This is a genomic window from Amycolatopsis nalaikhensis, from assembly GCF_030264295.1.
Classification (GTDB): domain Bacteria; phylum Actinomycetota; class Actinomycetes; order Mycobacteriales; family Pseudonocardiaceae; genus Amycolatopsis; species Amycolatopsis nalaikhensis.
The window spans coordinates 1,519,693-1,532,516 of sequence record NZ_CP127173.1; the positions used below are offsets into that span (position 1 = coordinate 1,519,693).

Genomic DNA, 12,824 nt, shown 5'->3' on the forward strand with positions numbered 1-12,824 from the left:
GCTCCGGGATGGCCGGGGCCTCGTAGTCTCGGCACCTCTCCCCGGGGTCGCTGGGTGGTCATCCCGTCGCCTGATTGAGGCCTATCACTTTGAGCCAGGCCCGCAAGCCTCCGTAGCTAAGTCGCGTTGAAGAGGTAGTTGCGGGCCTGGCTCAAAGTGATTTGACGGCCTCAGGCGACGGGATGACCACCCAGCTCTTTTTCAAGCCTGTCGGCTCAGCCCCTCGTCTTGTACTCGCGCAGGAGGCCTCGGCTGATGATCGTCTTCTGGATCTCGCTCGTGCCCTCGCCGATCAGCAGGAACGGCGCCTCCCTCATCAGGCGCTCGATCTCGTACTCCTTCGAGTACCCGTAGCCTCCGTGGATGCGGAACGCGTCCTGTGTCACCTCTGCGCAGTACTCCGATGCGATCAGCTTCGCCATTCCCGCCTCGACGTCGTTGCGCTCGCCCGAGTCCTTCAAGCGGGCCGCGTTCACCATCATCAGGTGCGCCGCCTCGACCTTCGTCGCCATCTCGGCCAGCTTGAACGCCACCGCCTGGTGCTCCGCGATCGCCTTGCCGAACGTCTTGCGCTGCTGGGCGTACTCCACCGCCAGCTCGAACGCCCGGATCGCGATGCCGCACGCCCGGGCCGCGACGTTCACCCGGCCGACCTCGACACCGTCCATCATGTACGCGAAGCCCTTGCCCGGTGCCTCGCCGAGCACCTTGTCCGCGCCGATGCGGTAGCCGTCGAAGACCGCCTCGGTCGTGTCGACGCCCTTGTAGCCCATCTTGTCGATCTTTCCCGGGATCGTCAGGCCCGGTGCCACCTCGCCGAAGCCCTCCGGCTTCTCGACGAGGAACGTCGTCAGGTTCTGGTGGGCCTTTTCGGCACCTTCGTCGGTGCGAACCAGCAGCGCGATCAGGTTCGACGAACCGCCGTTCGTCAGCCACATCTTGGAGCCGTCGATGACGTAGCCGTCGCCGTCCCGCTTCGCGCGGGTCTTGATCGCCGCGACGTCCGACCCCAGGTCCGGCTCCGACATCGAGAACGAGCCGCGCACCTCGCCCGTCGCCATCCGGGGCAGGAAGTGCTGCTTCTGCGCCTCCGTGCCGTGGCGGGAGATCATGTGCGCCACGATGAAGTGGGTGTTGATCACGCCGGACACGCTCATCCAGCCCCGCGCGATCTCCTCGACGACCAGCGCGTAGGTCAGCAGCGACTCGCCGAGCCCGCCGTACTCCTCCGGGATGGTGATCCCGAACAGGCCCATCTCCTTCATGCCCTCGACGATGTCGGCGGGGTAGGTGTCGGCGTGCTCGAGCTCCTGCGCGTGCGGGATGACCTCCTTGTCCACGAACGAGCGGACCGTCGACAGGATCTCCTGCTGCACGTCGGTCAGGCCGGCGGTCTGGGCGAGACGGGCCATCACGGCTCCCTTTCCGTTCGACGCCGGCTCCCGGCGCTGGGTTACCGGTGAGTATGACCCCATTCCGGCGACCCTGCTATGAGGGCGCTCACGCTGCCGGTGATCCGCACCGTAAAGTGCGGCGCGGAGGGGAGAAAGCCATGACCGACCCGTCCGGGGACAAAGACCGCCCGGCCGCCGATCCGACCGTGTCGTACGACCCGCCGCCGACCGCGGATCCCGCGCCGTACACGCCGGAGAACTACGACCCGCCCGCCACGGCCGAGCCGGACACCACGGTCGCGGACACGACAGCCGCCGACACCGCGAGCGCGGACACCACGGTCGCGGAGACCCCGGCCGCGCCGGGGCAGCTGCCGCCGGGTGCGTTCGAGACCCCCGCGGCGCACATCCCGGGCACGCCGTTCGCGACGCCGGGTGAGCCGGTTCACCCGGCGTCGGCCTACCTGCAGCAGCCCGGCTACCAGCAGGCGTACCCGTACGGCCGCCCGTACACGGCGCCGTACGCGTCACCGCCGAAGCAGGACAACTCCCTCGCCATCGGCGCGCTGGTCTGCTCGATCCTCGGCTTCTGCTCCGGCATCACCGCGGTCGCCGGGCTGATCATGGGTCACATCGCGCTGAGCAAGACCAACCGCGGCGAGGCGGGCGGCCGCGGGATGGCCACGGCCGCCGTGATCGTCGGCTACGTCGTCGTTGCGCTGTGGGTCGGGTTCTTCACCACGCTGATCATCCTGGGCGCGAACGGCTACCTCGACAACTAGTCCGCCGTCGGCAGCACGGCGTCGCCGGGGCTGCGCGGCGACGGCGTCGCGTGGCCGTTCACCTCCGGATTCGCCTCCTTGACCTCCGGCGCGGCCTCGGCTACGGGCTTCGGCGTCTGCGCGTCGAGGAACCGCAGCAGCTCCACCGGGAACGGCAGGACGAGCGTCGAGTTCTTCTCCGACGACACCTGCACGACGGTTTCGAGCAGCCGCAGCTGCAGCGCCGACGGGGTGTCGGCCATCGTCGCCGCGGCTTGCGCGAGCTTGTGCGACGCCTGCAGCTCACCGTCGGCGGAGATGACGCGCGCGCGCCGTTCCCGCTCCGCCTCGGCCTGCCGCGACATCGAGCGCTTCATCGCCTCCGGCAGTGCGACGTCCTTGATCTCGACGCGGTCGATGTGGATGCCCCAGTCCAGCGCCGGGCTGTCGATCATCAGCTCCAGGCCCTCGTTGAGGCGCTCGCGGTTGGAGAGCAGGTCGTCAAGGTCGCTCTTGCCGATGATCGAACGCAGCGACGTCTGCGCGACCTGGCCGACCGCCGACCGGTAGTCCTGCACGTTGACCGCCGCGACGACCGGGTCGATCACCTTGAAGTAGACGACCGCGTCCACCCGGACCGTGACGTTGTCCCTGGTGATGCCGTCCTGAGCGGGCACCGGCATGGTCACGATCTGCATGTTGACCTTCTGGAGCCGGTCCGCGAACGGCACCAGCACCATCAGGCCGGGTTCCGCGACCCGCGGCCGCACCCGGCCGAACCGGTAGACCAGACCGCGTTCGTACTGCTTCACGACGCGCACGCTGGACGCGAGCCAGGCACCACCCGCGACGACGACGGCGCTGAGAATCTCCACCACCATGGCTGCTCCCGGGGCTCGATTTCCCCTGAAATCCCAGCGTACGCCCGTGCGGACCAGCGCGAAAAGCGCTGGACGCGGCTGCCAGGCTGGGGTGGTGCACGATCTTGCCGTCCCGCCGCTGTTCGCCGCGCGGGCCCCGCGGGTCCTCGGCCCGGAAGCCGTCCCGTGGCTCGCGGCGCTGCCGGAACTGGCCGCCGCCTACGCGCGGAAGTGGGGACTGACGTTCGAGGGCGCGGCGATGCACGGCTACGTCGGCGTCGTGCAGCCCGCGCGCCGGGCCGACGGCACCCCGGTGGTGCTGAAACTGGGCTGGCGGGACGAAGAGTCCGCCGACGAGCCGCTCGCACTGTCCACATGGAACGGTCGAGGTGCGGTGCTGCTGCTGGAGTCCGCGCCCGAGGACGGCGTCCTGCTCCTGGAGCGGCTGGACGCGAGCCGCACCCTCGACGACCTCCCGCTGCGGTCCGCCGTGCCGCTCATCGGCGAGCTGGCGCGGCGCCTGGCCGTCCCCGCACCGCCGTCGCTGGCGCGGCACCTGCGTGTCGAAGCCGAGGAGCTGGTCGAGGAGCTGCCCCGGCGGTGGGCGGAGCTGGGCGAGCCGTTCGAGCGGCGGCTGGTCGACGACGCCGTCGCGATCTGCCGCGAAGCTCGGGCCGTCGGCGGATGAGCTGCTGGTGAACGAGGACCTGCACTTCGAGAACGTCCTGGCCGGCACGCGCGAGCCGTGGCTGGTCATCGACCCCAAGCCCCTTTCCGGCGACCTCGAGTGGGGCGTCATCCCGTTGTTCTGGAACCGCTTCACCGAGTCCACACTGGACGAACGGTTTCGGATGATCGTCGCCTCGCAGGAGCTGGACGCCGCCCGCGCCCGCGGCTGGACGCTCGTGCGGGCCGTGCAGAACTGGCTCTGGATGATCGAAGAACACCTCGAACCCGGCGAAGAAAGCGACGACCCGGCCTTCGTCACAGTGGCGGAAATCGCTCCGTGGGCGGCCAGCCGATAGTGTCAGCGGCATGGCCGCGGTCAACAGGGTTTTCGCAGCTCAGCTGTCCGGGTTGCCGGTGTTCGGCCCGGACGGCGAGTCCATCGGCCGGGTCCGTGACCTGGTCGCCGGGCTGCGCCTGGACGCGCAGCCACCGCGGATCCTCGGCCTGGTCGTCGAGCTGACGACCCGGCGGCGGGTGTTCGTGCCGATGCTGCGGGTCACCTCGATCGAGCCCACCGCCGTCACGCTCGCCACCGGTTCGGTCAACATGCGCCAGTTCAACCAGCGCCCCAACGAGGTCCTGGTGCTCGGCCAGCTGCTCGACGCGCACGCGACGCTCGCCGGGTCCGGCACGCGGATCACCGTCGTCGACGCCGGGATGGAGCCGACCCGCACCCGCGACTGGGTGCTGGCCAAGCTCGCCATCCGCGAGCGGCGGCTCGGGCTGGGCCGCCGTCGCGCGACGATGCAGGTGCTGCCCTGGTCGGACGTCGCCGGGCTGGGCCTGGCCGACCTCGGCGCCCAGCCGCAGGGCGCGGGCCAGCTGCTCATGCTGTTCGACACGATGCGCCCGGCCGACATCGCCGCGACGGTCCGCGACCTGCCGCTCAAGCGGCGCCACGAGGTCGCCGACGCGATGGACGACGAGCGCCTCGCCGACGTCATCGAAGAGCTCCCGGACGACGACCAGAAGGAGCTGCTGGCCTACCTGGCCGAGGAGCGCGCGGCCGACGTCCTCGAGGCGATGAACCCCGACGACGCCGCCGACCTGCTGGCCGAGCTGGCCCCGGCCGAGCAGAGCCGCCTGCTGGAGCTGATGGAGCCCGAGGAGTCGGCGCCGGTCCGGCGGCTGCTGGAGTACTCGTCGGACACCGCGGGCGGCCTGATGACGCCGGAGCCGGTGGTGCTGACCCCGGACACGACGATCGCCGAGGCGCTGGCCCACATCCGCAACGCCGAGCTGCCGCCGGCGTTGGCCAGCATGGTGTTCGTGTGCCGCCCGCCGACGGCGACGCCGACCGGGCGCTACGTCGGCGTGGTGCACTTCCAGCGGCTGCTGCGCGAGCCGCCCGCGGAGCTGGTCGCCAGCGCCGTCGACACCGGGCTGCCGCCGCTGCAGCCGGGCGCGTCGCTGGCCGAGGTGACGCGCTACTTCGCGGCGTACAACCTGACCTGCGGGCCGGTCGTCGACACCGACGACCACCTGATCGGCGCGGTGACCGTCGACGACGTCCTCGACCACCTGCTGCCGGAGGACTGGCGCGAAACCGGGCTGCACGACACCTTGGAGGAAGACCGTGCCTGAGCTGACTTCGGGACGGCGGCTCGACCAGCCCCGCAGCCAAGCCCGGTTCAAGCTGAACATCGACCCGGACACCTTCGGGCGGTTGTCCGAGCGGCTGGCGCGGTTCCTCGGCACCGGGAAGTACCTGTTCTGGCAGACGCTGATCGTCATCGTGTGGATCGTGCTGAACATCACGGCGGTGTCGCTGCAGTGGGACCCGTATCCGTTCATCCTGCTCAACCTGGCTTTTTCGACCCAGGCGGCGTACGCGGCGCCGTTGATCCTGCTGGCGCAGAACCGCCAGGACGACCGCGACCGCGTCTCCCTGGAGGAGGACCGCAACCGGGCGGCCCAGACGAAAGCGGACACGGAATACCTGGCCAGGGAGCTGGCGGCGCTGCGGCTGGCGATCGGTGAGGTGGCGACGCGCGACTACCTGCGCAGCGAGCTGGACCGGCTGCGCGAGGACCTGGACGTCAAGCCCAGGAAGCCGCGCACTCCTACCGGCTCGTAACATGGACGGGGTGACCAGCACTCAGCAGCTCCCCAGCGTCGAGGACGTCCGCAGCGCGCTGAAGAGCGTGCAAGATCCCGAGATCCGGAAACCCATCACGGACCTGGGGATGGTCAAGGACGTCGCCGTCGCCGACGACGGCGTCGTCACGGTCGGCATCTACCTGACGGTGGCGGGCTGTCCCCTGAAGGCGACGCTGACCAATGACACCCGCGAGGCGGTTTCGAAGCTGCCCGGCGTCGTGGACGTGCGCGTCGAGCTGGACGTGATGAGCGACGAGCAGCGCTCGGAGCTGCGGAAGTCCCTGCGCGGGGACGCCGCGGAGCCGGTGATCCCGTTCGCGCAGCCGGGCTCGATGACGCGGGTGTACTGCGTGGCGTCGGGCAAGGGTGGCGTGGGCAAGTCGTCGGTGACGGTCAACCTGGCGGCGGCGATGGCCGCGCGCGGGCTGTCGGTCGGCGTGGTGGACGCGGACATCTACGGCCACTCGATCCCCCGCATGCTGGGCGCGCGCGAGAAGCCGACCAAGGTCGACACGATGATCATGCCGCCGCAGTCCCACGGCGTGAAGGTGATCTCGATCGGCATGTTCACCCCGGGCAACACGCCGGTGGTGTGGCGCGGGCCGATGCTGCACCGGGCGTTGCAGCAGTTCCTGGCGGACGTGTTCTGGGGCGACCTGGACATCCTGCTGCTGGACCTCCCGCCGGGCACGGGCGACATCGCCATTTCGGTGGCCCAGCTGATCCCGAACGCGGAGATCCTGGTGGTGACGACCCCGCAGCAGGCGGCGGCCGAGGTGGCCGAGCGCGCCGGCGCGATCGCGCTGCAGACGCGTCAGCGCGTGGCGGGGGTAATCGAGAACATGTCGTGGCTGGAGCAGGCCGACGGATCCCGCCTGGAGCTGTTCGGCTCCGGCGGCGGCCAGACGGTGGCGGACTCGCTGACCAAGTCGATCGGGTCCGAGGTGCCGCTGCTGGGTCAGGTGCCGATGGACCCGCGGATGGTTTCCCAGGGCGACGCCGGCGAGCCGCTGGTGCTGACCGAGCCGGAGGCCCCGGCGTCGCTGGTGCTGAAGGAAGCGGCGAAGAAGCTGACGGTGAAGGCCCGCGGCCTGGCGGGGATGATGCTGAACGTGACCCCGGCGGGCCGTTAGTCCCCAGCGCCCCAGGCGGCCCGCAAAAGTCTTGAATGAGTCATTCAGGACCTCCGACGCCCTGAATGACTCATTCAAGACACCCGGCGGGCCGCCAGTGCCAAGCGCCCCAATGTGGCCTTCGGTGCGTCAGACGCAACCAAGGCGGCCTTCGGTGCGTCAGACGCAACCAAGGCCGCCTTGGGGCGCTTGAGAACTGGGGCTACGTGGCGTCCGGGTCGATCGGCGGGCGCTCGCCCGGCTTCAGGGGCTCCGGCGCGGACTGCGTCTGGCCCACCGTGTAGCCGTTCGAGCCGTTCGTCCCGTTGGTCGGTGTGCTGCTGCCGTTCGTGATGCCCTTGAGCCCCAGTGGGTCCGCGTCGCCGTCGAACAGGTGCTGCGTCACCACTCGCTTCGGGTCGAAATTGCGCAGACCTCGCAAGTCCTCCAGCGGCTTGCGCAGCTGGTCGAACTCCGGGCCCATCTCCTCACGGAGCTGCTCGCGCGCGCCCGTCGCGAAGTCGCGGACCTTCTTCACGCTCTTCGCGAGCCACGACGCCGCCTCGGGCAGCCGTTCCGGGCCGAGGATGAAGAGACCGGCGATGATGAGGACGAGGATTTCGCCCCATCCGACGCTGTCGAACACCAGTCAACCTCCGAAGAAGAACCTACCCGCCCAGGGTACCCGCCCGCGGCCGCGCTCCGGCAGGCCGAACGCGGGAACTCAGTCGGAAGCCAGGGTTACGTCCACGACGAAGCTCGCGCCGTCGCGGGCCAGGGACACCGGGACCACTTCGCCGACGTCGTGCGCGCGGACCGCCACCGTCAGCTCCGCGGAGTCGCGGACCAGGCGGTTGCCGATCTTCGTGATGACGTCGCCCTCCTTGATGCCCGCGTTCGCCGCCGGGCCGCCGGGCGCCACGTTCTTCACCTGCGCGCCCATCGTCGAGGAACCCGCCACCGTCGAGGACGCGTTGATGCCGATGTCCGCGTGCTGGACCTTGCCGTCCTTGATCAGCGCTTTCGCGATCTTGATCGCGTAGTCGCTGGGGATGGCGAAGCCGATGCCGATGCTGCCGCCGTCCGCGCTGGACGAGCGGATCGACGAGTTGATCCCGACCAGCGCGCCGGTCGCGTCGACGAGCGCGCCGCCCGAGTTGCCGTGGTTGATCGCCGCGTCGGTCTGGATGGCCTCGTACGTCACGGGCGCCGCCCCGTTGTCGCCGCCCGCGGTGATCGGGCGGTTCAACGCGCTGACGATCCCCGCCGTCACCGAGTTCTGCAGCGCCAGCGGCGAGCCGATCGCCATCACCGTGTCGCCGACCTGCAGATCCGCGGACTTGCCGATCTGCAGCACCGTCGGGTTGGTGACGTTCACCTTCACCACGGCCAGGTCGGTCTTCTGGTCCGCGCCGACGAGCTTGGCCTCGGTGCGGGTGCCGTCGACGAAGATCGCCGTCACCTTGACGCCCGGGTCGGCCGCCGCGGAGGCGATGACGTGCTCGTTGGTGAGGATGTAGCCCTGCGGGTCGATCATCACGCCGGAGCCCTGCTCGCCGGATTCGGCGCCGGGCTTGAACACCTCGAGCGAGACGACGGCCGGTGCGACGCGCTTGGCGATGTCGGCGACGGAGCCGGCGGGCCGCTCCTTGGCCGCTTCGGCCTCGGAGATCGTGGCGGAGCCGGTGAGCTCGGTGCCGGTGTCGGCGACCCACCAGCCGACCAGGCCGCCGGCCGCCCCGACGAGCAGCGCGACGACGCCGAGCAGCGCCAGCGCCTTCGGCTGCACGCGGCGTCCGAACAGCACCTCGGGCAGGCTGAGCAGCGCGCCGGGCGGCCGTTTCGCGGGCTTTTCCTCGTCTTCGGCGGGCACCGCGGGCCCGGCGAGCACCGCACCGGCACCCGGATCGCGCCACGGGTCGGCGGTGCTGTTCCACAGCGGCGGGTCGGCTTCCGGCGGTTCACCGGTGGCTTCGCGAGGCCGTTCGAGCAGCACGCCTTCGGCCCCCGGCGGCCGCCGGAAGGCTTCGGCGAGCGACTCGGGCGCGGGCGGGGCGAGGCTGACGCCGTTGGTCCGCTGCGGGGTGTAGAGCTGGTCGAACGCCCCGTCGACGCCCTGCGGCCGCCCGAACACGGCGGCCTGCGCCGGATCGACGGCGGGCCGCGCGAGCGGCCGCGGACCCAGCCGGTCGGCTTCGCGCGCGCCGGGCTGCTCGGGATTCACGTTCGGCTCGGTCATCCATTCCCCGGTGCAGAAGATCAGGTGGCTGGGCGTGACGATACCCAAGCCCGGTGCTTCGAGTCTGCCGGTCACCCGGTGAAATGGCTGTTTCTTGCCAGGCCGGAACTTCGCACGGGACAGCAATCCGGACGTCGAAACGGAAGGCCGCCACGACTCGTGACGGCCTTCCTGGAACGAAGACTCAGCGGATGCCGACCGGCGCCGGGGTGCTCACCGGTGTCGACGTCGGCGCGGGGGCCGGTCGTTGCTGCTGCGGGACCGCCATCTGGGCGGGCAGCAGGTTCGCCTGCTGCGGTGCGCCGCCGCCCGTCTCCGGGTTGGCGTCACCGCTGTCCGCGGACGTCCCGACCAACGCCAGCGCGCTCAGCACCAGGCCGGACACGACGACGCCCGCGCCTTGCGCGGCGCGGCGCTTGAACCGGCCGCCGCCGAGGACGTTCGCCGACTGGCCGAGCGGGGCCGACGAGCCCAGCGGGGACACGCCGCCCAGGACGCCCGTGTCGCGCAGCCCGGCCACGCGGTCGGGGCGCTGGATCGCGACCAGCTGGCCGTCGGCCGTGATCGCCAGGTTGTCCGGGGCGCTCGGCAGCTCGGTGTGCTGCGGGATCGACTGCAGGCTCGCCAGGAACCCGGCCGACATCGACGGGGCGCCCGCACGGCGGATCGCCTCGACGGTCTGCCGCTGGGCGCGCACCTCGGCGGCGCACGCCTGGCAGCGCGTGATGTGCGACGCCGCGCGGTCACGGGCGCCGTGGGAAAGCTCGCCGTCCACGAAGGCCACCACGACCTCCGGCAGCAAGTGCGACTCGGGGAGTCCCCAGCCTCGCGGTGCGGTCATACCGACACCTTCGCAGACTCCGGTGCGTGAGCGCGCCGGCGCTCGAGCGAAGCGCGCAGTGCCTGGCGCCCGCGGTGGATCCGGCTGCGGACGGTGCCGAGCTTGACACCGAGCGTCGCGCCGATCTCCTCGTACGAAAGTCCTTCGACGTCGCACAGCACCACGGCGGCGCGGAACTCCGGGGGCAGCTCGTCGAGCGCCGCCTGCAGGTCCGGGTCCAGGTGCGTGTCCGAGTAGACCTGCTCGGGGCTCGGGTCGTCGCCCACGATGCGGTCGGTGTCGTCCGGCAGGCCTTCCATCCGCACGCGCGAGCGGCGGCGGGCCATGTCCAGGAACAAGTTGGTGGTGATCCGGTGCAGCCAGCCCTCGAAGGTGCCGGGCTTGTAGGACGCGAGCGAGCGGAAGACCCGGATGAAGGTCTCCTGCGTCAGGTCCTCGGCGTCGTGGGTGTTGCCGGTCAGGCGGTAGGCGAGCCGGTAGACCCGGTCGCCGTGTTCGCGGACGACCTCGTCCCAGGACGGCGGCGTCCAGGCCGCCTCGTCCAGGGACACGGGCTGAGCCGCGTCGACGTCGGTTTCGGCAACGGTCTGCATCGCGGGAGCAGGCACCTCCATCTGCGTTTCTCCTGTCTGCTCCACCCAACGCGGGTCGTCGGCACGGTGTTCCCGTGTTCGGGATCGAGTCTGTCCGGCTTCCTTATGGTTCTAGTGAGACTGGACTGAGAGCAGGCTGAGAACATCTCCCGCGGTGCTTACCAGGGAGCCTGCACGGATTTATCGACAACCAACGCTAACCTCCGTGCGTGAACACGCCCACCCCTGCGGCCGCACCGGCCGATTCCGGGTTCGTCGACGGGTACCTGCCCGACGACGAGGTGCTGTCCGCGGCCCGGGCGCGGGCCGCCGACCTGGGCTGCACCCCGCTGAGCGCGGGTGCGGGCGCGACCCTGCGGTTCCTGGCCGCGACGCTGTGCGCGAAGGCCGTGGTCGAGGTCGGGACGGGTGCCGGGGTCAGCGGGCTGAGCCTGCTGCGCGGGATGGCGCCGGACGGCGTGCTGACGTCGATCGACGTCGAGCCGGAGTACCAGCGTGCGGCGCGGGTGACGTTCCGCGAGGCCGGGTACGCGCCCGGCCGGACGCGGTTGATCATCGGGCGCGCGCTCGACGTGCTCCAGCGGCTCACGCCGGGCGGCTACGACCTGGTGTTCGTCGACTCCGCGCACATCGAGTACCCCGGGTGCTACGAGCTGGGCGTGTCCCTGCTGCGGCGGGGCGGGATCATCGCCTTCCACAACGTCCTGGCGGGCGGGCGCGTGATCGACCCGGCTCACCGGGATCCGGAGACGCTGGCGCTGCGCGAGGTGGCGCGGGCCTTCCGCGAGGACGACCGGATCGTCCCGGCGCTGCTGCCGGTGGGCGGCGGGCTGCTGGTCGGCGCCGCGATCTGAGCCCGGGCGCGCTGAAGGGGACGTTCGTCTCATCTGCGGCGCTGAAGGGTCCTTTCCTCGCATGTGACGCGAGGAAAGGACCCTTCAGGACCGCGCTCGAGACCCGGCCCCACGGGGACCCGCGCAGCCTCCGGACGCCCGGCCCGACCCCGCGTCCCCGCCCCGACGGCGGCTGCCGCCAGCACGAGCCACACCGCGACCAGCGCGATCAGCCACGGCCAGCCCTCGTGCCCGTAGACCCACGCGCCGGCCGCGCCGCCGACGCTGCTGCCCAGGTAGTACGTCGCGGTGTAGGTGCCGCCGACCTGGCCGCGCGCGTCCTCCGGGGCGTCCGCCGCGGCCCAGCCGTTCGCGACCGCGTGGGCCGCGAAGAACGCGCAGGTCAGGACCAAGAAACCGGCGATGACCAGCGGCAACGAGTTCGGCAGCGTCAGGGCGGCACCGGCGGCGGTCAGCAGCAGCGAGCCGATCAACGCCCGCCGACGTCCGACGCGCGCCACCAGCCGCCCGGCCGCGGCCGACGACACCGAACCCGTCGCGTACGCCAGGAAGACCAGTGACGCGATCGCCGGGGACAGGTTCAGCGGGTCGCCGGTCAGGCGGAACCCGGCGGCGTTGTAGAGCGCGACGAAGGAGCCCATCGCCAGCAGCGCGACGGCGTACTGGGCCAGCAGCACCGGACGGCTCACCGCGGTGAGCAGCCCGCGGGCGACCGCGCGCAGCTGGGCGTCCCCGCGAGGCCGCGAGCCCGGCGGCAGCGTCACGACGGTGATGGCCGAGCACACCGCACCGACCCCGGCGACGACGAACAGGGCACCCCGCCAGCCGAGCTGGCCGGCGGTGAACCCGCTGGCCAGCCGCCCGAGCATGCCGCCGACGGTGTTGCCCGCGATCATCGCCCCGACCGCGGCCGCGACTCCCGCCCGGCCCAGTCGCTCGGCCAGATACGCGGCCGCCACCCCGGGGAACCCCGCGATCGCGACCCCCTGCAGGGCACGCAACACCAGCAACGCGGGATACGTCGGCATCAGCGGCAGGAGCAGGCCGAAGACGACCGACGCGATCACCGACGTGAGGATCACCGGACGACGGCCGATCACCTCGGACAGGGCGGCGATCGGCAGGACGGCGATGGCGAGCGCACCGGTCGCGACGCTCACGGCGAGCGCCGCGCCGCCCGGATCCAGGTGGTACTGCGCGGCGAGCTGCGGCAGCACCGGCTGCGGAGCGTAGAGCAGGGCGAACGAGGAGATCCCGGCGGCGGCGACCGCGGCTTTGACGCGGCGGGTGGAGGTCACCGTTCGAAAGTAAGCAGGCCTAACCAATACGTCTAATGCGTTC

12 protein-coding genes and 1 pseudogene are annotated in these 12,824 nt (G+C 71.2%); 6 read left to right on the forward strand and 7 right to left on the reverse strand.

Annotation, left to right across the window (positions count from 1 at the left end; genetic code table 11):
• Window positions 1-215 precede the first annotated feature (215 nt).
• Window positions 216-1,412, reverse strand: a complete 1,197-nt coding sequence (locus tag QP939_RS07165) for an acyl-CoA dehydrogenase family protein (protein ID WP_285455785.1) — start codon at window positions 1,410-1,412, stop codon at window positions 216-218.
• A gap of 140 nt (window positions 1,413-1,552) precedes the next feature.
• Between QP939_RS07165 and QP939_RS07170 the strand changes: the two genes are divergently transcribed.
• Window positions 1,553-2,176: a DUF4190 domain-containing protein gene (locus QP939_RS07170; RefSeq protein WP_285455786.1), complete on the forward strand. Its 624-nt coding sequence runs from the start codon at window positions 1,553-1,555 to the stop codon at window positions 2,174-2,176.
• Here the strand turns inward: QP939_RS07170 and QP939_RS07175 are convergent.
• Entirely contained in the window at window positions 2,173-3,036 is an 864-nt protein-coding gene (locus QP939_RS07175; protein ID WP_285455787.1) for a slipin family protein, read from the reverse strand. The two genes, QP939_RS07170 and QP939_RS07175, sit on opposite strands and share 4 nt — an antisense overlap.
• A 91-nt stretch (window positions 3,037-3,127) precedes the next feature.
• Between QP939_RS07175 and QP939_RS07180 the strand changes: the two are divergent.
• From QP939_RS07180 to QP939_RS07195, 4 genes and pseudogenes are all read left to right on the forward strand, one after another.
• Window positions 3,128-4,040, forward strand: a pseudogene (locus tag QP939_RS07180) (aminoglycoside phosphotransferase family protein).
• A 10-nt stretch (window positions 4,041-4,050) separates the two neighbouring features.
• Window positions 4,051-5,328, forward strand: coding sequence for a magnesium transporter MgtE N-terminal domain-containing protein (locus QP939_RS07185; protein WP_285455788.1), 1,278 nt, complete (start codon window positions 4,051-4,053; stop codon window positions 5,326-5,328).
• Window positions 5,321-5,821: a DUF1003 domain-containing protein gene (locus tag QP939_RS07190; protein ID WP_285455789.1), complete on the forward strand. Its 501-nt coding sequence runs from the start codon at window positions 5,321-5,323 to the stop codon at window positions 5,819-5,821. The genes QP939_RS07185 and QP939_RS07190 overlap by 8 nt, the downstream gene beginning before the upstream one ends.
• 10 nt (window positions 5,822-5,831) lie before the next feature.
• The gene (locus QP939_RS07195; RefSeq protein WP_285455791.1) at window positions 5,832-6,977 is read left to right on the forward strand and encodes an Mrp/NBP35 family ATP-binding protein; all 1,146 of its coding nucleotides are present in this window, start codon (window positions 5,832-5,834) and stop codon (window positions 6,975-6,977) included.
• A 202-nt stretch (window positions 6,978-7,179) separates the two neighbouring features.
• On the opposite strand, the gene tatB is transcribed toward QP939_RS07195, so the two are convergent.
• From tatB to sigE, 4 genes are all read right to left on the reverse strand, one after another.
• Window positions 7,180-7,602: a Sec-independent protein translocase protein TatB gene (gene tatB, locus QP939_RS07200; protein WP_285455793.1), complete on the reverse strand. Its 423-nt coding sequence runs from the start codon at window positions 7,600-7,602 to the stop codon at window positions 7,180-7,182.
• Between the two features lie 78 nt (window positions 7,603-7,680).
• Window positions 7,681-9,195: a trypsin-like peptidase domain-containing protein gene (locus QP939_RS07205; RefSeq protein WP_285459683.1), complete on the reverse strand. Its 1,515-nt coding sequence runs from the start codon at window positions 9,193-9,195 to the stop codon at window positions 7,681-7,683.
• A 184-nt stretch (window positions 9,196-9,379) separates the two neighbouring features.
• Window positions 9,380-10,036: an anti-sigma factor family protein gene (locus QP939_RS07210; RefSeq protein ID WP_285455795.1), complete on the reverse strand. Its 657-nt coding sequence runs from the start codon at window positions 10,034-10,036 to the stop codon at window positions 9,380-9,382.
• Window positions 10,033-10,650 (reverse strand): RNA polymerase sigma factor SigE, encoded by a 618-nt coding sequence (sigE, locus tag QP939_RS07215; RefSeq protein WP_285455797.1) that lies wholly within the window; start codon window positions 10,648-10,650, stop codon window positions 10,033-10,035. The genes QP939_RS07210 and sigE overlap by 4 nt, the downstream gene beginning before the upstream one ends.
• Before the next feature lie 188 nt (window positions 10,651-10,838).
• Between sigE and QP939_RS07220 the strand changes: the two genes are divergently transcribed.
• Complete coding sequence (locus QP939_RS07220; RefSeq protein WP_285455798.1) at window positions 10,839-11,483, forward strand: O-methyltransferase; 645 nt, start codon at window positions 10,839-10,841, stop codon at window positions 11,481-11,483.
• A 29-nt stretch (window positions 11,484-11,512) separates the two neighbouring features.
• On the opposite strand, the gene QP939_RS07225 is transcribed toward QP939_RS07220, so the two are convergent.
• The gene (locus tag QP939_RS07225) at window positions 11,513-12,781 is read right to left on the reverse strand and encodes an MFS transporter (RefSeq protein ID WP_285455799.1); all 1,269 of its coding nucleotides are present in this window, start codon (window positions 12,779-12,781) and stop codon (window positions 11,513-11,515) included.
• Between the last annotated feature and the right edge of the window lie 43 nt (window positions 12,782-12,824).